Raw genomic sequence first — 18,989 nt, 5'->3', positions numbered from 1 at the left:
TGAATGGCGATGAGGAAACAAAGCTATTGTACAATAAGGGGTTAATCCCTGCTCCGCCGGGGGGTATCGGCAAGACTGCTGCACTGTTTGACTGTAAATTCCAAAATCTGCTTTTGACTTTTTCAGGGTGCTTGAATGAATCGTTTGACGTTTTCGCTTGTGAAGTCCTTGTTGGTTGCATCCCTGGCCGTGTGCGGCAGCGCTTCCGCGGCCGATGTGCCCCGCGTCGCCAACAAGGCCGATCCGGCCAAGGGCGGTACCCTCTATGATTCGGGCGATGCCGCGCGCGGCCTGCCGGCCTGCATGTCTTGCCACGGCGCCGCCGGCAACTCGACGATCGTCGCCAACCCGAAGCTGTCGAACCAGATCGAAGCCTATACCTACAAGCAGCTGGTGGACTTCACCACGCCGCAGCGCCAGCAGCCGGTCATGACGACCTATGCCAAGATGCTGACCGACGAAGAAAAGCGCCACATCGCCGCCTACCTCGCCGTGCAGAAGGCCAAGCCGGGCGCCGCCAAAAACAAGGACACCGTGGAACTGGGTCGCAAGATCTACCGCGGCGGCATTGCGGAGAAGGGCGTCGCCGCCTGCGCCAGCTGCCACGGCGCCAACGCGGGCGGCATCCCGGCCCAGTACCCGCGCCTGTCGGGCCAGCACCAGGACTACACCTACGGGCAGCTCGAAGCCTTCAAGACCGGTACGCGCAAGAACAGCGTGCAGATGACCACGCTGGCACAGCGCATGTCGCCGGAAGAGATGAAGGCGGTATCGGACTATATCGCCGGCCTGAAGTAAACTTGATACCGTAGGGTGGGCAAGTTCCTTGCCCACGTGTTCAACTCCCGCCAGCATTGTCGCGAAGTATCTCCATGTAACTATCACCGCGTGGGCGTGATACAGGCCACTGGCCTCTATCACCCTGCCCACCCTACGTGTATGCTCTGGTGGTTACGAGCGCTGTAGAAGAAGCAAATCATGAGTACCACCGGAATTGAACTGAACACCCGCCGCCGCTGGCTGGCCGAAGCGGTCGAGCTGGTGTCGTCGATGCGCTTCGCCATCAGCCTGCTCACGATCGTCTCGATCGCCTCCATCATCGGCACCGTGCTCAAGCAGAACGAGCCGATGCCGAACTACGTCAACCAGCTCGGCCCTTTCTGGTTCGAGGTCTTCGACAAGCTTGGCCTGTACAGCGTGTATTCGAGCTGGTGGTTCCTGCTGATCCTGGTCACCCTGATCCTCTCGACCGGCCTGTGCGTGGTGCGCAACGGCCCCAAGATGATGCGCGACATGCGCAGCTGGCGCGAGAACGTGCGCGAAGAATCGCTGCGCAATTTCCACCACAAGATGGAATGGACCGCGCCCCTGGCCAGCGCCGCGCTGGCCGCCCAGAGCGCCGAACGCCTGCGCCACGCAGGCTACGCCGTCAAGCTGGTGCCGAAAGAGGGCGGCATCCTGGTGGCGGCGAAAAAGGGCGCCGGCAACAAGTTCGGCTACATCTTCGCGCACTCGGCGATCATCGTGATCCTGCTGGGCGGCATGCTGGACTCGGAATTGCCGGTCAAGTTCCAGCAATGGTTTTTCGGCAAGACACCCTTCAGCGGCACCGGTGTGATCGCCGACATTCCTGCTCAGCACCGCCTGAGCACAGCCAATCCCACCTTCCGCGGCAATACCCTGATCGCCGAAGGGCAGGCCAGCAACAGCGCGCTGCTGCCCCAGGCTTCCGGCGTGCTGGTGCAGGAGCTGCCCTTCACCATCCAGTTGAAGAAATTCGTCGTCGATTTCTACTCGACCGGCATGCCCAAGCTGTTCGCCAGCGAAGTCGTGGTGCACGACCACGAAACCGGCAAGACCTTCCCGGCCACGATCAAGGTCAACCACCCGCTGATCTACAAGGGCATCGCCGTCTACCAGTCGAGCTTCGACGATGGCGGCAGCAAGCTCACCCTGACCGGTTTCCCGATGACGGGCACGACATCGGATGCCTTCCAGATCGCCGGCGCGGTGGGGTCAAGCACCGAGCTCAAGCAAAACGGCGAGACCTATTCGGTGGAATGGTCGGGCTTCCGCCCCTTCAACGTCGAGAACATCGCCGCCGGCCAGGATGCGCGCGCGGTGGCGAAGAACACCACGTTCAACGAGCAGCTGACGGCCACGCTGGGCAAGGCTTCCGGCTCGGCCGCGAAGAACGCGGACAACAAGGATTTGAAGAACGTCGGCCCGAGCGTGCAATACAAGCTGCGCGACAAGACCGGCCAGGCGCGCGAATTCATGAACTACATGCAGCCGCTGACGATCGACGGGGCCCAGGTCTACCTGGCCGGCGTGCGCGCCAGCCCGTCCGAGCCTTTCAGCTACCTGCGCATCCCGGCGGACGACCAGTACAGCGTGCGCACCTGGATGCGGCTGCGCGCGGCGCTGGCCGACCCCAGCCTGCGCGCCGCCGCCGCCAAGCGCTATGCCGAACGCGCGCTGCCGCCGGAGCAGCGCGGCCAGGGCCTGGGCCAGCAGCTGGAAGAATCCGCCGCCCGCACGCTGGCGATCTTCTCCGGCGCCGATGGCCGCGGCGGTTTTGCCGGCGTGTCGCAGTTCCTGGAAAAAATCCCGGCTGCCGAGCAGGAGAATGCCGCCAATATCTTCATGAAGATGCTCAACGGCACCCTGTGGGAGCTGTGGCAGGTGGCCCAGGAGCGCGCCGGCCAGCCGCCGGTCGAACCGACCGAGGCGCATGGCCGCTACCTGCAACTGGCCATCAACGCACTGTCCGACAGCGTGTTCTACGGGGCGCCGGTCTACCTGCAGCTGGACGAATTCGTCGAGGTCAAGGCTTCGGTGCTGCAGCTGACCCGCTCGCCGGGCAAGCCGATCGTGTATTTTGGTTGCATCTTGCTGGTAGCGGGCGTGTTCGCAATGTTCTATATTCGTGAGCGGCGCCTGTGGGTATGGGTGCGCGACAGCGCAGAAGGCGCGCACGCGCTGATGGCCATGAGCACCCAGCGCAAGACGCTCGATTTCGAGCAAGAATTTGTTGACCTGAAAGAAAAACTGCCGCAAACGGCCTAAGGCCCGCGGCATCTGGAGAGAACGATGGAATTGTCCCAAACGCAGGCGAGCCAGCCGAAGACCTATGTCCGGGAAGCCGGTTTCTTCCGGCGCCTGAACGCCATCGACTGGCTGTACGGCGCCGGCCTGATGGCTGCTGCGCTGTTCGCGCTGAACCGCTACGGCCACTTCATGGACGGCTACGAGCAGGCCATCCTGCTGCTCACCGCACCGACCTTCGCGCTGCTGGGCTGGCACTGGAAGCCGATGCGCTGGTTGATGCCGCTGGTGGCGCTGCTGTCGCTGTGGTCGATCTCGATGTATGGCGGGTCGATCGACGCGGCCAACACCAAGTTCTTCCTGAAATACATGCTGTCGAGCCAATCCGCGATCCTGTGGATGAGCGCGCTGTTCGTGTTCTCGACCGTGTTCTACTGGATAGGCCTGATCGGCCGCTCGGAGTTCGGCGGCGCCATCGGCAGCAAGCTGTGCTGGGCCGCCGTGGTGCTGGGCTCCGTCGGCATGATGGTGCGCTGGTACGAGTCCTACCTGATGGGCGCCGACGTCGGCCACATCCCGGTCTCGAACCTGTACGAAGTGTTCATCCTGTTCTCGATCATCACCGCGCTGTTCTACCTGTACTACGAACAGCGCTACGCCACCCGCCAGCTGGGCGCCTTCGTGCTGCTGATCATCGCTGCGGCCGTAGGCTTCTTGCTGTGGTACACCGTGTCGCGCGACGCCGCGCAGATCCAGCCGCTGGTGCCGGCGCTGCAAAGCTGGTGGATGAAGATCCACGTGCCGGCCAATTTCATCGGCTACGGCACCTTCGCGCTGGCCGCCATGGTCGGCACCGCCTACCTGTTGAAATCCCACGGCATCCTGGCCGACCGCCTGCCCGCACTCGAGGTGCTGGACGACGTGATGTACAAGTCGATCTCGGTCGGCTTCGCCTTCTTCACCGTCGCCACCATCCTGGGCGCGCTGTGGGCGGCCGAAGCCTGGGGCGGCTACTGGTCGTGGGATCCGAAGGAAACCTGGGCCCTGATCGTCTGGCTCAACTACGCGGCCTGGCTGCACATGCGCCTGATGAGCGGCCTGCGCGGCCGCGTGGCAGCCTGGTGGTCGGTGGTCGGCCTGCTCGTGACCACCTTCGCCTTCCTGGGCGTGAACATGTTCCTGTCGGGCCTGCACTCCTACGGCGAACTCTGATCAGTTGCCGCGGTAGCTGGAGTAGCCGAAGGGACTGAGCAGCAGCGGAATGTGGGTGTGCCGGGCCTTGGCGTCGACCGTGAATTCCACCGGGATGCGCGGGAAGAAGGTGGCCTGGCCCAGTTTGGCATAGTGCTCGCCGGTCTTGAACACGATCCGGTATTCGGCAGCCGGCATCGGCTTGCCTTCCGGGTAGAGCGCGGCGATGCGGCCCTGGGCATCGGTGACCCCGGCGGCCAGTTCGCGCCATTGGGCGCCCTGGCGCTGCTCCAGCGTCACCCCGATGCCGGCGGTCGGCTGGCCGCTCTGCAAATCCAGGACGTGCACGCTCAACGGGTTCTTGTCCGCGGCGCCGGCAAAAGTGGAGGCGCCCAGCAGGGCGGTCAAGGCAAGTGCTGCGATGGTCTTCATGGTGTGACTCCTTTGGTGAATAACATTCATGGCATGGCCGGGTCCAGACCCGGCACGGCTGCGATGGCGGCCGCTGCGCAGGCATGGTCCTTGGTTGGCCCGCCGCCGCCGGCCACGCCGACGGCGCCCACCGGCACGCCCTTGGCCAGCAGCGGCACGCCGCCGCCCAGCAGCAGCAATTCGGGCAGGTTGGCCAGGTTGGCGGTGTCCGGATCGGCGCGCGCATCGCGCGCCAGCGCCAGGGTCGCCTTGCGGGTGGACAGCGCGGTATAGGCCTTGCGCCAGCTGGCTTCGCCGTTGTGCGGGCCGACCGCCGGGTCGCGCAGCAGGACCAGCAGGGCGCCGCCGCAGTCGACCACGGCCACCGACACCGTGCGGCCGTCCTGGCGGCAGGCCTCGAACGCGGCGCCGGCCAGGCGCTGGGCGCTGGCCAGGGTCAGGTCGGCCACGGGCGGCGTCTGCGCCGCCGCCGGATGCGCGCCGAGCACGGCCAGCATGAGAAGAAGAGGGACTTGCTTGAACATGGCATCCTGCCTGTCGTGTTGGAATGACAGCCATCTTCCCATCCGGTCCCCTGCAGGCGCATGACCGCCAGATGACAGTTTCGTCATCTTCGCGGCGTGCCCGGCGGCATACAATGGGCTTTTCCCTTTGCTATCCCTCCCGCCATGACCATCCTGGTGATCGAAGACGAGCCGAAGACCGGCGACTACCTCGAGCGCGGCCTGACCGAGTCGGGCTTCACCGTGCGGCTCGCGCGCAATGGCCGCGATGGGCTGGCGATCGCACGCGAGCAAGAGCTCGAGCTGGTGGTGCTCGACGTCATGCTGCCGCGCATGGACGGCTGGCAGGTGCTTGCCGCCCTGCGCGCCGATCCCGCCACCGAAGGCCTGCCGGTGCTGTTCCTGACGGCGCGCGACGAGGTGCAGGACCGGGTGCGCGGCCTGGAGCTCGGCGCCGACGACTACCTGGTCAAGCCCTTCGCTTTCGTCGAGCTGGTGGCGCGCATCCGCACCCTGCTGCGGCGCGGGCCCGTGCGCGAGGATGAGCTGATCCGCATCGCCGACCTGGAGATCGACGTCCTGCGGCGCCGTGTGCGCCGAGGGGCGGTCACGATCGCCCTGACTGCCCAGGAATTCGCGCTGCTGCACCTGCTGGCGCGGCGCCAGGGACAGGTGCTGTCGCGCGCGCTGATCGCTTCGCAAGTGTGGGACATGAACTTCGACAGCGACACCAACGTGATCGACGCCGCGGTGCGGCGCCTGCGGCGCAAGGTGGACGACCCCTTCCGGCACAAGCTGATCCACACGCGGCGCGGCATGGGCTATGTCTGCGACGCCGGGGAAGCGGCATGAGGTCTGCGCTGCGCCATTCGCTGGCCTTGCGCGTGGCCACGGTGCTGGTGCTGGTGGTGGCGCTGGCGGCGGCCGGCCTGGGCACCTACCTGTACCGCGCCTTCGTGGCCGAGATCGAGCGGCGCGACGACATCCAGCTGCTGGGCAAGCTGCGCCAGGTGCAGGTGGTGCTCGGCCGTCCCGGCGCGGAAGAACTGGTGCGCGCCCAGCCGGATTTTTTTCGCGACACCATGAGCGGCCAGGAGAATTCGCTGGTGCGCATCGTGGGCGCCGGCGGCAGGGTGCTGGCCGATATCAACGCCGGCGCCGAGCGCTACCCGGTCCCGCCCGCGGGCGCCGGCGTCGTCGCCTGGACGGCGCGCAGCGGCGCGCCGGGCCGGGTGGTGGCCGGCAGCGCGCGTCTGGGCACCATGCCGGTGACCGTGGTGGTGGCGCGCGCCTACGGCGAGCGCAGCGCCATGTTCGCGCGCTACCGCGAGCGCATCGTCATTGCGTCCTTGGTAAGCGCATTGGGCGCGGCGGCATTGGCGGCGCTGCTGCTGCACCGTGGCCTGCGTCCCTTGCGCCAGGTCGCCGACCACGCCGCGCTGGTGCGGCCCGGAACCCTGGCCCAGCGGCTGGGCGTCGAGATGGCGCCGTCCGAGCTGTGGCCACTCATCGCCGCCTTCAATGCCATGCTCGTGCGGCTCGAGGAAGGCTATGCGCGCCTGTCGGGCTTCTCCGCCGACCTGGCCCACGAATTCCGCACCCCGGTGGCCAACATGATCGGCCAGAGCCAGGTCATGCTGGCCCACCCGCGCACCGCGGCCGAGTACGAAAGCCTGCTCGTGTCCAATATCGAGGAGCTGGAGCGCCTGGCGCGCATGATCGACTCGATGCTGTTCCTGGCGCGCGCCCACCAGGAAGAAGTCATCCTGGCGCGCCGTTCCGTCGCGGCGCGCGAAGAGCTGGAGCGGGTGGCGGGCTTCTTCGAGGGCATGGCCGAGGAGCGCGGCCTGCGCCTGGCCTGCACCGGGGACGCGGTGTTTCCGACCGACCCGGCGCTGCTGCGCCAGGCGCTGGCAAACCTGGTCTCGAATGCGCTGCGCCACGCCGACGCCGGCAGCGCCGTGACGCTCGCCGCCGGCCGCCAGGGCGACACGGTGGAGCTGAGCGTGACCAACCAGGGCGCCCCGATCGCCCCGGCCCACCTGGCGCGCCTGTTCGAGCGCTTCTACCGCGCCGACGCTTCGCGCAGCGACGCCGAGGGCTCGACCGGGCTGGGACTGTCGATCGTCAGCGCCATCATGGGCCTGCACGGCGGCGCGGCGCGGGTGCAGGCCGAAGGCCCCGAAGTGCGCTTTACCCTGGCCTTTCCGGCCACATGAATGCGGCCGCCGCCCTGTCGCGGGTTTGTCCTGCGTCCGGGGCGCGGCCCTGTCCCGGGCGGCCGGGTGCTAACGTGCACTTAAGCCGTTTGGTGTAACCTGAAGTTCTCTCGATTCCGGAGTCAAGCATGATCATCAAACCCAGCCAGGACAAGCTCGTCCTCCCATCGGAGATCACGCCGCGCGAGGTCTACGAAGACCGCCGCCGCTTCATTGCGCGCATGGCGGCCACCGCCGCCGTCGGCAGCGCGGTCTGGGAAATGGCCAACCGCGAGGCCTTTGCGCAGGCGGCCGGCCAGCGCCTGGCGGCCACCGCCAACGCCGCCCTGTCCACGCAGGAAAAGCAGACCCCGTTCAAGGACGCCAGCACCTACAACAACTTCTACGAGTTCGGTCTCGACAAGAGCGACCCGGCCGAAAATGCAGGCACGCTGAAAACCCGGCCCTGGACGGTGACGATCGAGGGCGAGGTGAAAAAGCCCATCACGCTCGACATCGACCGCATCCTGAAACTCGCGCCGCTGGAAGAGCGCGTCTACCGCCTGCGCTGCGTCGAAGGCTGGTCGATGGTGATTCCCTGGGTCGGCTATTCGCTCTCCACCCTGCTCAAGCAGGTCGAACCGACGGGCAACGCCAAGTACGTGGAATTCACCACCCTGGCCGACCCGCGCCAGATGCCGGGGCTGCGCAGCCCGGTGCTGAACTGGCCGTATGTCGAGGGCCTGCGCATGGACGAGGCCATGCACCCGCTTGCGCTGCTGGCGGTGGGCATGTACGGCCAGGTGCTGCCGAACCAGAACGGCGCGCCGGTGCGCCTGGTGGTGCCCTGGAAGTACGGCTTCAAGTCGGCCAAGTCGATCGTCAAGATCCGCCTGACGAGCCGCCAGCCGCGCACCGCCTGGAACGATTCGGCGCCGAACGAATACGGTTTTTATTCCAACGTGAACCCGACCGTGGACCACCCGCGCTGGTCGCAGGCGAGCGAGCGGCGCATCGGCGAGGACGGCTTCTTCCAGAAGAAGCGCAAGACGCTGATGTTCAACGGCTACGACCAGGTTGCGTCGATGTACACCAACATGAACCTGAAAAAATTCTTCTGACCGATGGCGTTCAATCCGTCCACCACCCAGATCAAGGGCATCAAGGCGGCCGTGTTCGTGCTGGCGCTGCTGCCTTTCCTGCGCATGGCCTATCTGGTGGCGCAGGGCGTGCCGGTCGAGCCGCTCGAATACCTCACCCGCGGCACCGGCGACTGGGCCCTGTACTTCCTGTGCATCGTGCTGGCGGTGACGCCGCTGCGCCGCCTCACCGGCTGGAACTGGCTGGTGAAGCTGCGCCGCATGCTGGGCCTGTTCATGTTCTTCTACGCGCTGGCGCACTTCACCTGCTTCTTCTGGTTCGACCATTTCTTCGATGTGGGCGCGATGCTGGGCGACGTGCTCAAGCGGCCCTTCATCACGGTCGGCTTCATCGCCTTCGTGCTCCTGATCCCGCTGGCGGCGACCAGCACCAACGGCATGATCAAGCGCCTGGGGGGCAAGCGCTGGCAATGGCTGCACCGGCTGATCTATGTGATCGGCGCGCTCTCCATCCTGCATTTCTGGTGGATGAAGGCGGGCAAGAACGACTTCCAGGAGCCGATTATTTTTGGTGCGATCGTGGCGGTGCTGCTGGGCTTGCGGGTGTACTGGGCCTACGCGAAGAAACCGCAGGCCGCGCGCGCATGAAAAAACCCGCCGGCGGCGGGTTTTTTCTTGGGCGAACCGGGCTTACTTGAGCATCGATTCCAGCGCAAACAAATCGAGCGGATTCTCGCGCTGGCGGATCAGGTGGACCTGCTCGCCATCGACGATGACTTCGGCCGCGCGGCCGCGCGTGTTGTAGTTCGAGGCCATGGTCATGCCGTAGGCGCCGGCCGTCATGATCGCCAGCAGGTCGCCCGGCTCGACGGCGAGGTCGCGCTCGCGCGCCAGCCAGTCGCCCGATTCGCAGATCGGACCCACCACGTCGTAGGTCAGCTTGTCGCCTTCGCGCGGGGCCACCGGCTGCACGCCCATCCAGGCCTGGTACAGCGTCGGGCGCATCAGGTCGTTCATGGCCGCGTCGACAATCGCGAAATTCTTCTCCACGCCAGGCTTGAGGAATTCGATCCGGGTCAGCAGCACGCCGGTATTGGCCACGATCGAGCGGCCCGGCTCGAAGATCACCTTGATCGGCCGGCCGCCATGCTGGCCGGCGCGCCAGGCGTCGATGCGGGCGAACAGGCGGGCCAGGTACTGGCCGACCGGCACCGGCGGCTTGTCGCCCTCCGCGCCGTAGTCGACACCGAGGCCGCCGCCGATGTCCAGGTGGTGCAGGTGGATGCCTTCGCTGCCCAGCTGGTCGATCAGTTCGATCAGCTTGTCGAGCGCTTCGAGCAGCGGCGCGTCGTCCAGCAGCTGCGAACCGATATGGCAGTCGATGCCGACCACGTCCAGGTTCGGCAGCGCGGCTGCCGCCCGGTAGGTGGCCAGCGCATCGTCGAAGGCCACGCCGAACTTGTTGGCCTTCAGGCCGGTGGCGATATAGGGGTGGGTCTTGGCGTCGACGTTCGGGTTCACGCGCAGCGAAACCGGTGCGCGCTTGCCCATGCCTGCGGCGACTTCGTTCAGTCGGTGCAGCTCGGGGATCGACTCGACGTTGAAGCACAGGATGTTGTGTTCCAGCGCCAGCTTCATCTCGTCGACGGTCTTGCCGATGCCCGAGAAGATGGTCTTGCCGGGGTCGCCGCCGGCCGCGATCACGCGCAGCAGCTCGCCGCCCGAGACGATGTCGAAACCCGCGCCTTCGCGCGCCAGCAGGTCGAGGATGGCCAGGTTCGAGTTGGCCTTCATCGCATAGCACACCAGCGCATCGCGGCCCGTGCAAGCGTCGAAATAGGCGCCGAAGTTCTCCAGCAGCGCGGATTTCGAGTAGACATAGGTCGGGGTGCCGAATTGGTCGGCGATGGCGCTCAAGGCGGCGCCGTCGGCGTGCAGCACGCCGTTCTGGTACGAGAAATGCGACATCGGTGGCTTTACTTGGTCGGGGCCGGGACGGAGGCGTTGTTGGATGAGACGGGTTGGGCCGGCTGCTCGACAGGAGCGGCGGGGACAGGCTTGGCGGGCGGGTTCGGCAGGTAGAGCGGGCCGGTCTGGCCACAGCCGGCGAGGGCGGCCAGCATGGCTGCGCCGCAAAGCAGTGCGATCGAGGACTTCACGATTAGAATGGAGGTTTGATTAGCAGACTTTGGAGTGTAGCATGACCGAATCCGAATTTTTGGCGCTGGCCAAAAGCACCCTGGACCACATCGAGGAATGCCTCGACCGCCTGAACGACGAGGACGTGGTGGACGTCGAGTGCAAGCGCAGCGGCAACGTGCTCGAACTCGAATTCCTGCGCAACGGCTCGAAGATCATCATCAACAGCCAGGCCCCGCTGCAGGAAATGTGGCTGGCGGCGCGCTCGGGCGGCTACCACTATAAGCGCGTGGGCGAGGAATGGCGCAACACGCGCGACGACACCGAGTTGTTTGCCTCGCTGTCGCAATGCGTGACCGAGCAGGGCGGGGCGCCCGTGGCATTAGGTTGAATCGTCGTTGGCTTGTAGGGTGGGCAGGAAACCTGCCCACCCTACGGTGCTCGACGGATCGACAACTAGCAGCGAGCTCAAACAAAAATGGCGGCCTTTGGGGCCGCCATTTTTTTTACAACTGTCAAAAAATCAGAACAGCTCGTTCCGCACCGCGTCGCGCGCCTTCTGCTCGGCCGGCGCCGGCGGGGCGCCAACATCGAGCGACTGCACCCCGGTGCCCGGCGGGTTCTCGGCGTAGTAGTACTCGCCGTTCGCCTGGATCAAGCCGGGCGGCAGCTCGCGCTCGACATTCTCTTCGCCCTTGAGCGCCTTGCCCATGTAGCCGATCCAGATCGGCAGGGCCAGGCCGCCGCCGGTTTCGCGGTTGCCCAGGTTCTTCGGCTGGTCGTAGCCGATCCAGGCGATGCCCACCAGTTTCGGGTTGTAGCCGGCGAACCAGGCGTCGATCGAATCGTTGGTGGTGCCGGTCTTGCCGGCCAGGTCGGTGCGCTTGAGCGAGAGCGCCTTGGTGGCGGTGCCGTAGCGGACCACGTCGCGCAGCATGCTGTCGACCAGGAAGGCGTTGCGCGCATCGATCACGCGGTTCGCTTCCATGCCGGCGCGTTCCGGACGCGCTTCGGACAGCACCTTGCCGGCGCTGTCGGTTACCTTCGAGATGATGTAGGGGCTGACGCGGTAGCCGCCGTTGGCGAACACCGCATAGGCGCCGGCCATCTGCAGCGGCGTGGTCGAGCCCGCGCCCAGCGCCAGGGTCAGGTAGGCCGGGTTGCGGTCCGGGTCGAAGCCGAAGCGGGTCGCGAATTCCTGGCCGTAGCGCGCGCCGATCTTGTTCAGGATGCGGATCGAGACCATGTTCTTGGACTGGGTCAGGCCGCGCCGCATCGTCATCGGGCCTTCGTACTTGTTGTCGTAATTCTTCGGCTCCCAGGCCTGGCCGCCGGTCTGGCCGGCATCGAACGAGATCGGCGCGTCGTTGACCACCGTGGCCGGCGACAGCCCGCGCTCGAGCGAAGCCGAATAGATGAAGGGCTTGAACGAGGAACCCGGCTGGCGCCAGGCTTGCGTCACGTGGTTGAACTTGTTGCGGTTGAAGTCGAAGCCGCCCACCAGCGCGCGGATCGCGCCGTCGTCGGTGTTGGCCGCGACAAACGCCGATTCGACTTCCGGCATCTGGGTGATGATCCAGTTCGACTCGTCGTCCTGCATCACGCGGATCACGGCGCCGCGGCGCAGGCGGCGGTTCGGCGCGGCCTTTTCCGACAGCCAGGACTTGGCGAAGGACAGGCCGGCGCCGTTCATCTTGATGGTCTCGCCCGAGGCGATGGTGGCGGTCACCTGGGTGGGAGAGGCGGCCAGCACGATGGCGGCCACGATGTTGTCGCTGTCCGGGTGCTCGGCCAGCTCGGCCTCGATGGCTTCGTCGGCTTCGCCCTTTGCTCCCGGGATCTCGATGTACGACTCGGGACCGCGGTAGGGGTGGCGGCGCTCGTATTCCATCACGCCGCGGCGCACCGCCAGGTAGGCCGCGTCCTGGTCGGCCTTGGTGATGGTGGTGAACACGTTCAGGCCGCGGGTATAGGTGTCTTCCTTGAACTGCTCGTACACCAGCTGGCGCGCCATCTCGGCCACGTACTCGGCATGCACGCCGAAGGCCGTGCTGTCCGACTTGATCTTGAGCGGCTCGGCCTTGGCCTGGTTGAACTGGGCGTCGGTGATGTAGCCCAGCGAATGCATGCGCTGCAGGATGTACTGCTGGCGGGTCTTGGCGCGGGTCGGGTTGACCACCGGGTTGTAGGCCGACGGGGCCTTGGGCAGGCCGGCCAGCATCGCGGCTTCGGCCACGCTGATGTCGCGCAGGTCCTTGCCGAAATAGATCTGGGCCGCCGACTGGAAGCCGAAGGCGCGCTGGCCCAGGTAGATCTGGTTCATGTAGAGCTCGAGGATCTGGTCCTTGGAGAGGTTCTTCTCGATCTTCCAGGCCAGCATCGCCTCGTAGGCCTTGCGCTTGAAGGTTTGTTCGGAGGACAGGAAGAAGTTGCGCGCCACCTGCTGGGTGATGGTCGAAGCGCCCTGGCGCGCGCCGCCGGTCGCGTTCTTGAACACCGCGCGCAGGATGCCCAGGTAATCCACGCCGCTGTGCTCGTAGAAGCGGTCGTCCTCGATCGACAGCACCGCTTTCTTCATGACGTCCGGGATGTCCTTGAAACGCACCAGCGTGCGGCGCTCTTCGCCGAACTCGCCGATCAGGACGTTATCCGCGGTAAAAATGCGCAGTGGCATCTTGGGGCGGTAGTCGGTGATGGTGTCCAGCGCCGGCAGGTTCGGGTAGGCCATCGCGAGCGCGAATACCAGCACCAGCACGCCGATGACGGCCAGGCCGCTCAAGGCAGCCAGCGCCATCAGCACCAGGCGCTTGGGGCTGTATTTCGAGGGCGAAGAAGGTGACGCTTGTTTCTCTTTCATGCTGGCTTTCGCTTGATTAGTTTCGCTTCATTAAGCGCCTCATTATAAGGCAGCCATTTCACCTGCCCAAGGAATTGAGCTCAACAGAACGGCCTTAACAATATCAAGCAGGAAACGGTCGTGGCAGCGGTGATAACACCCTTCGCCATAGTGTGGCGCGCGCGCCCCGGAATGGCATGTTCCTGCATAGAAATATCTTGTCGGAGGGCATCCTTGTTGCTACGATCTCAGGCACTGCCTCATATATGTGCATCAAGTATGTGATTTGGTGCAGGTTTACCGAAATAAAATCCCGCGTGCGGGCGTTCAACATCAAATCCCGCGTCGAGCGGGAAGGGCACCAGGGAGTTCCGCTCGTGATCAATCTCGCTTCCTTGTTTGGAAAGTCCAGCCCCCCGTTGGCCGGGCTCGACATCAGCACATCGAGCGTCCGCCTGGTGGAGCTGGCCGACGCCGGCAAGGGCCTGCTGCGCCTGGAGCGCTTTGCCGCCGAGCCGCTGCCGCGTGGCGCGGTCGTCGACGGCAATATCGAAAACATCGAACAGGTGGCCGACGCCGTGCGCCGCGTCTGGACCCGTAGCGGCACCCGCGCCAAGCATGTCGCCCTCGGCATGCCGCCTGCCTCGGTCATCACCAAGAAAATCATCTTGCCGGCCGGCATGTCGGAAGACCAGCTCGAAGTACAGGTCGAATCCGAAGCCAGCCAGTACATTCCCTTCGCGCTGGACGAAGTCAGCCTCGATTTCGACGTGATCGGCCAGGCCCCGGCCTCGGTCGAAGACATGGAGGTCATGCTGGCCGCCGCGCGCCGCGAGAAGGTCGAGGACCGCGTGGCGATCGCCGAAGCAGCGGGCCTTACCGCCACCGTGATGGACATCGAATCGTATGCGGCGCGCGCCGCGCTGGCGCGGGTCGCCGGCGCCGCGCCCGACCAGATCATCGCGCTGTTCCAGATCGGCGCCGTCTCCACCCACGTGTCGGTGCTGCAGAACGGCGAGACCATCTACGAGCGCGAGCAGCCTTTCGGCGGCAACCAGCTGACCCAGGACATCGTGCGCGCCTATGGCATGGCCTTCGAGGAAGCGGAAAACCGCAAGGTCGCCGGCGACCTGCCCGAGAACTACCGCGCCGAGCTGCTGGCCCCCTTCATGGAAAGCGCCGCGCTGGAAATCACCCGCGCGATCCAGTTCTTCTTCACCTCGACCCCCTACACCCGGATCGATGCGCTCTACCTGGCCGGCGGCTGCGCCGCGCTGCCGGGACTGCTCGACCTGATCGGCAACCGCACCCGCATCCCGAGCAGCATCGTGGCGCCGTTCGAGGGCATGTCGCACGGCCCGCAAGTGCGCGAACAGCAGCTGCGCCAGGAAGGCGCGGCCTACCTGGTCGCTTGCGGCCTTGCCATGCGGAGGTTTGGCTGATGATCCGGATTAACCTGTTACCCCACCGCGAAGCCAAGCGCAAGCAAAAGCAGAACGCCTTCGTGGCGCTGCTGGCCCTGGGCGGCATCGCCGGCGCCGTCGTGGTGCTGCTGGTGGGCGGCTATAACGCCAGCCGCATCGCCACCCAGAACCAGCGCAACCTGGTGCTCAAGACCGCCAGCGCGGAACTGGACAAGAAGATCGGCGAGATCAACACCCTCAAGGAAGAGATCGAGGCCCTCAAGGCGCGCCAGCAGGCGGTCGAGGACCTGCAGGGCGACCGCAACCAGCCGGTCTACCTGCTGGACGAACTGGTGCGCCAGACCCCGGAAGGCGTCTACCTGAAATCGTTCAAGCAGGAAGGCCAGAAAGTCTCGCTGACCGGTTACGCCCAGTCGCAGGAACGGGTCGCCGAACTGCTGCGCAACGTCTCCGGCCCCTCGCCCTGGCTCGAGCGGCCCAACCTGACCGAGGTGAAGGTCGCTGCGCTGGCGCAAAGCAAGACCGGCCGCAAGGTCGTCGAGTTCAGCATGGACGTGGCGATCAAGCGTCCGCGCGAGCAGGTAGAGGACGAAGGCGCCAAGCCCGGCGTCAAGCCCGGCGCCAAGGCCGCCGGCAAGGTCGCGGCGGCCGGAACGGACACACCATGAATATCGATCTGAAAGACCTCGGCGCCCGCCTCGCGGCGCAGTTCCAGGACCTGCAGGGGCGCCCGCCCGGCCAGTGGCCGCTGGCCCCGCGCCTGCTGTGCGCAACCGGCGTGATGGCCGCTGTCGTCGGCCTTGGCTATTTCTTCTACTGGGATGGCCAGTTCGAGAAGCAGAAGAAGGGCGCCAAGGAAGAAACCAAGCTGCGCGCCGAATACAAGACCAAGATGGCCCAGGCCATCAACCTGGCGGCGCTGCAGGCGCAGAAGGTGCAGGTCGACCAGTACGTCGAGCGCCTCGAGAAGCAGCTGCCGAACAAGTCGGAGATGGCGGACCTGCTGTCCGACATCAACCAGGCCGGCGTCGGCCGCGGCCTGCAGTTCGAGCTGTTCAAGCCGGGCCAGGAAGTGGTGCGCGACTACTATGCCGAGCTGCCGATCAACATCAAGGTGAGCGGCAAGTACAACGACGTCGGCGCGTTTGCCGCCGACATGGCCAACCTGCCGCGCATCGTCACGCTCAACAACATGGCGCTCACGTCCAAGGACGGCGCGCTGCAGCTGGAGGCCGTGGCCAAGACCTTCCGCTACCTGGATCCGGAAGAAATCGAGGCGCAGAACAAGGCGCGCGACGACAAGAAGGGCAAAGGCAAAGGCAAGGGTAAAGGCAAGGGCAAGGACAAGGCCAAGCCAGCCAAAGGAGGCAAGAAATGATGCGCCTGCGATTAGCCGGCGCCCTGTGCGCCGCGGCAGTGCTGGCCGGTTGCGGCGACGGCGACGTCAAGGAAGTGCGCGACTGGATGAAGAAGGTCGAGCGCGAGACCGTGCCGGCCGTCAAACCCCTGCCGGAACCGAAGCAGTTCGTCCCTTACGCCTACAATCCCGGCGCCGCGGTCGAGCCCTTCAACCAGGACAAGCTGCTCGGCGAGATGGCGCGCGTGGCCCAGGCCTCCGGCAGTCCGATGCAGCCGAACCCGAACCGTCCGCGCGAGCCGCTCGAGAACTACCCGCTCGACACGATACGGATGGTGGGCACGCTGCAAAAAGGCGGCGCGAACTTTGCGCTGGTACAGATCGACGCCCAGATTTACCAGGTCAGGGCCGGCCAGCGCATCGGCCAGAATCACGGGTTGGTCACGCGCGTTTCCGACAGCGCGATCGACATCAGGGAAGTTGTGCAGGACGCCACCGGCGACTGGATCGAACGCAAGGCGACGATCGAGTTAGCGGAAAGCAAGGAGACCGGGAAATGAGCCCAAACACCACCATTCGCATTACCGTCCCGCTCTGGCTGGCGCGCTGTAGCGCCGCCATGCTGCTGGCGCTCGGCGCCAGCGCCGCCGCCGCGCAGGGCAATGCGATCGAATCGATCACAGCCAACCAGCAGGGCGCCAACGTGGTCCTGAACATCGCCATGCGCGAGGCGCCAAGCAAGGCGCCGATCGGCTTCTCGATCACCAACCCGGCCCGCATCGCCCTCGATTTCGGCGCCACCGCCAACGCCACCGGCAAGGCTTCGCAGGACATCAACCTCGGCGACGTGCGCGGCCTGAACCTGGTGCAGGCCGGCGAGCGCACCCGCATGGTGCTGAACCTGGCGCGTCCGCTGAACTACGCCACCGCCATCGACGGCAAGTCGGTGATCGTCACCGTCGAAGGCTCGGGCGGCGTGGCCCAGGCCGTGAACGCTTCCGGCCTGCCGGTCGCGGCGCCCGCGCCTGCCGCCCCAAGCGGCAAACAGCTGCTGCGCGACCTCGACTTCCGCCGCGGCGCCAACGGCGAAGGCCGGGTCGTGGTCGACCTGCCGCATGGCCAGGTCGGCGTCGACGTGCGCCAGGTCGGCAACCAGATCCTGGTCGACTTCGCCAAGACCGGCCTGCCGGAAACCCTGCGCCGCCGCCTGGACGTGAGCGATTTCGGCACCCCGGTGTCGCGCATCACGACCGCCGTGCAGGGCCAGAATGTCCGCATGACCATCGACGCCCAAGGCGTGTGGGAACAGTCGGTCTACCAGAGCGACACCCAGCTGGTGGTGGACGTGCGTCCGATCAAGGAAGACCCGAACAAGCTGGCCCAGGGCAGCACCGGCTACCGCGGCGAGAAGATCTCGTTCAAGTTCGCGAACGTGGAAGTACGCGCCGCGCTGCAGGCGATCGCCGACATCTCGGGCCTGAACATCATCGCCAGCGATTCCGTGACCGGCAACCTGACCCTGCAATTGAATAACGTGCCCTGGGACCAGGCGCTGGACGTGGTCCTGCAGGCCAAGGGCCTGGACATGCGCAAGAACGGCAACGTGCTGTGGATCGCGCCGCGCGAAGAACTGCTGACCAAGGAAAAGCTCGAGCTCGAGCAGCGCGCCCAGATCGCCGACCTCGAGCCGCTGCGCTCCGAGATCTTCCAGCTGAACTACCAGAAGGTCGACGCCTTCCGCACCGTGTTCGGCCTGGATGCGGCCGGCGGCGCATCGGCCGACAGCAAGAACCGCGTGCTGTCCAAGCGCGGCAGCGCCGTCATCGATCCGCGCACCAACCAGCTGTTCGTCACCGACGTGGCGTCCAAGATCGAGGACATCCGCAAGCTCATCCAGAAGACCGACGTCGCTTCCAAGCAGGTGCTGATCGAAGCGCGCCTGGTGGAAGCCAACGACGGCTTCTCGCGCAACCTCGGCGCCAAGCTGGGCTTCTCGGACATGCGCGGCATCCGCGGCGGCGACGCCGGCTGGTCGGTTGGCGGCAACGAGCGCCTCGCCATCGCCGGCAACCTGACGGGCGTCGGCCAGGCCACCGGCCAGGTCGCCAACAGCGCAGACAGCTTCAACAACATGAGCCTGGTGAACCTGCCGGCCGCGGCGATCGGCGGCATCGCGCCGTCCTCGCTGGCCTTCAGCCTGTTCTCCTCGGCCGCCAACCGCTTCCTGAACCTGGAACTGTCGGCGCTGGAAGCCGACGGCAAGGGCAAGATCATCTCCAGCCCGCGCGTGGTCACCGAAGACAAGCAACTGGCCGTGATCGAGCAGGGTATCGAACTGCCTTACCAGGTGGCCACCAGCAGCGGCGCGACCTCGATCACCTTCAAGAAGGCCAACCTGCGCCTGGAAGTGACCCCGCAGATCACCCCGGACGGCAACGTCGTGCTTGAAGTGGACGTCAACAAGGACTCGAAGGGCGAGGAAACCCGCGCCGGCTTCGCGATCAACACCCAGCACGTCAAGACCAAGGTCATGGTCGAGAACGGCGGCACGGTGGTCCTGGGCGGCATCTACCAGCAGACCGAACGCAATAACGAAACCAAGGTGCCGCTGCTGGGCGACGTCCCGGTGCTCGGCTACCTGTTCAAGACCAAGGGCCGCGAAAGCGCCAAGACCGAACTGCTGGTGTTCATCACGCCGAAGATCGTGACCGACGCCGCCGCCGCGCGCTGAGCCGGCATTCCCGAACCGAACAACGAACAA

18 protein-coding genes are annotated in these 18,989 nt (G+C 65.8%); 13 read left to right on the top strand and 5 right to left on the bottom strand.

Annotated features, from left to right (window positions below; translation table 11 throughout):
- Positions 1–135: 135 nt before the first annotated feature.
- The 3 genes from AC3XQU_RS12040 (at position 136) to ccsB (ending at position 4,260) form a co-directional block, all read left to right on the top strand.
- On the top strand, positions 136–798 hold the full coding sequence (locus tag AC3XQU_RS12040) for a c-type cytochrome (RefSeq protein WP_489874404.1): 663 nt from the start codon (positions 136–138) through the stop codon (positions 796–798).
- Between the two features lie 180 nt (positions 799–978).
- Positions 979–3,069, top strand: coding sequence for a cytochrome c biogenesis protein ResB (locus tag AC3XQU_RS12035; protein WP_489874403.1), 2,091 nt, complete (start codon positions 979–981; stop codon positions 3,067–3,069).
- Between the two features lie 24 nt (positions 3,070–3,093).
- The gene (gene ccsB, locus AC3XQU_RS12030) at positions 3,094–4,260 is read left to right on the top strand and encodes a c-type cytochrome biogenesis protein CcsB (RefSeq protein ID WP_489874402.1); all 1,167 of its coding nucleotides are present in this window, start codon (positions 3,094–3,096) and stop codon (positions 4,258–4,260) included.
- On the opposite strand, the gene uraH is transcribed toward ccsB, so the two are convergent.
- Both uraH and AC3XQU_RS12020 read right to left on the bottom strand, forming a co-directional pair.
- Positions 4,261–4,671, bottom strand: coding sequence for a hydroxyisourate hydrolase (gene uraH / locus AC3XQU_RS12025; RefSeq protein ID WP_489874401.1), 411 nt, complete (start codon positions 4,669–4,671; stop codon positions 4,261–4,263).
- A gap of 26 nt (positions 4,672–4,697) precedes the next feature.
- Positions 4,698–5,195, bottom strand: coding sequence for a GlcG/HbpS family heme-binding protein (locus AC3XQU_RS12020; RefSeq protein WP_489874400.1), 498 nt, complete (start codon positions 5,193–5,195; stop codon positions 4,698–4,700).
- 144 nt (positions 5,196–5,339) lie between these two features.
- On the opposite strand from AC3XQU_RS12020, the gene AC3XQU_RS12015 reads away from it, so the two are divergent.
- The 4 genes from AC3XQU_RS12015 to msrQ all read left to right on the top strand — a co-directional run bounded on the left by AC3XQU_RS12015 (position 5,340) and on the right by msrQ (position 9,120).
- Entirely contained in the window at positions 5,340–6,026 is a 687-nt protein-coding gene (locus AC3XQU_RS12015; protein ID WP_489874399.1) for a heavy metal response regulator transcription factor, read from the top strand.
- Positions 6,023–7,393 (top strand): heavy metal sensor histidine kinase, encoded by a 1,371-nt coding sequence (locus tag AC3XQU_RS12010; protein ID WP_489874398.1) that lies wholly within the window; start codon positions 6,023–6,025, stop codon positions 7,391–7,393. The genes AC3XQU_RS12015 and AC3XQU_RS12010 overlap by 4 nt, the downstream gene beginning before the upstream one ends.
- A 128-nt stretch (positions 7,394–7,521) precedes the next feature.
- Positions 7,522–8,493: a protein-methionine-sulfoxide reductase catalytic subunit MsrP gene (msrP, locus tag AC3XQU_RS12005; RefSeq protein ID WP_489874397.1), complete on the top strand. Its 972-nt coding sequence runs from the start codon at positions 7,522–7,524 to the stop codon at positions 8,491–8,493.
- 3 nt (positions 8,494–8,496) lie between these two features.
- Entirely contained in the window at positions 8,497–9,120 is a 624-nt protein-coding gene (gene msrQ, locus AC3XQU_RS12000; RefSeq protein WP_489874396.1) for a protein-methionine-sulfoxide reductase heme-binding subunit MsrQ, read from the top strand.
- Between the two features lie 42 nt (positions 9,121–9,162).
- Here msrQ and lysA read toward each other — a convergent pair whose 3' ends face one another.
- Together lysA and lptM are read right to left on the bottom strand one after the other, a co-directional pair.
- Positions 9,163–10,440, bottom strand: a complete 1,278-nt coding sequence (lysA, locus tag AC3XQU_RS11995; RefSeq protein ID WP_489874395.1) for a diaminopimelate decarboxylase — start codon at positions 10,438–10,440, stop codon at positions 9,163–9,165.
- Positions 10,441–10,448: 8 nt separating this feature from the next.
- Positions 10,449–10,631 carry an LPS translocon maturation chaperone LptM gene (lptM, locus tag AC3XQU_RS11990; RefSeq protein ID WP_489874394.1) on the bottom strand — a complete coding sequence of 61 codons (183 nt, stop codon included), beginning with the start codon at positions 10,629–10,631 and terminating at the stop codon, positions 10,449–10,451.
- A gap of 41 nt (positions 10,632–10,672) precedes the next feature.
- Here lptM and cyaY point away from each other — a divergent pair, with 41 nt between their 5' ends.
- Complete coding sequence (gene cyaY, locus AC3XQU_RS11985) at positions 10,673–11,002, top strand: iron donor protein CyaY (protein WP_489874393.1); 330 nt, start codon at positions 10,673–10,675, stop codon at positions 11,000–11,002.
- Positions 11,003–11,134: 132 nt separating this feature from the next.
- On the opposite strand, the gene AC3XQU_RS11980 is transcribed toward cyaY, so the two are convergent.
- Positions 11,135–13,468 carry a penicillin-binding protein 1A gene (locus tag AC3XQU_RS11980; protein ID WP_489874392.1) on the bottom strand — a complete coding sequence of 778 codons (2,334 nt, stop codon included), beginning with the start codon at positions 13,466–13,468 and terminating at the stop codon, positions 11,135–11,137.
- 356 nt (positions 13,469–13,824) lie between these two features.
- On the opposite strand from AC3XQU_RS11980, the gene AC3XQU_RS11975 reads away from it, so the two are divergent.
- From AC3XQU_RS11975 to AC3XQU_RS11955, 5 genes are read left to right on the top strand one after another with little or no spacing between them, the layout of a single operon-like run.
- Positions 13,825–14,889, top strand: coding sequence for a pilus assembly protein PilM (locus AC3XQU_RS11975; RefSeq protein WP_489874391.1), 1,065 nt, complete (start codon positions 13,825–13,827; stop codon positions 14,887–14,889).
- Complete coding sequence (locus tag AC3XQU_RS11970) at positions 14,889–15,539, top strand: PilN domain-containing protein (RefSeq protein ID WP_489874390.1); 651 nt, start codon at positions 14,889–14,891, stop codon at positions 15,537–15,539. Before AC3XQU_RS11975 ends, AC3XQU_RS11970 begins: the two co-directional genes overlap by 1 nt.
- Positions 15,536–16,249 carry a type IV pilus inner membrane component PilO gene (locus AC3XQU_RS11965; RefSeq protein WP_489874389.1) on the top strand — a complete coding sequence of 238 codons (714 nt, stop codon included), beginning with the start codon at positions 15,536–15,538 and terminating at the stop codon, positions 16,247–16,249. Before AC3XQU_RS11970 ends, AC3XQU_RS11965 begins: the two co-directional genes overlap by 4 nt.
- Positions 16,246–16,788: a pilus assembly protein PilP gene (locus AC3XQU_RS11960; RefSeq protein WP_489874388.1), complete on the top strand. Its 543-nt coding sequence runs from the start codon at positions 16,246–16,248 to the stop codon at positions 16,786–16,788. The genes AC3XQU_RS11965 and AC3XQU_RS11960 overlap by 4 nt, the downstream gene beginning before the upstream one ends.
- A complete protein-coding gene (locus AC3XQU_RS11955) occupies positions 16,785–18,959 on the top strand; it encodes a type IV pilus secretin PilQ (protein ID WP_489874387.1) in 2,175 nt (724 codons plus the stop codon). Before AC3XQU_RS11960 ends, AC3XQU_RS11955 begins: the two co-directional genes overlap by 4 nt.
- The last annotated feature ends 30 nt before the right edge of the window (positions 18,960–18,989 follow it).

The sequence above is a fragment of the Telluria sp. AZSoR62 genome (genome assembly GCF_058111565.1).
The sequence above is the reverse complement of the archived record's forward strand: the minus strand, read 5'-3'. Positions and strand labels throughout refer to the sequence as shown.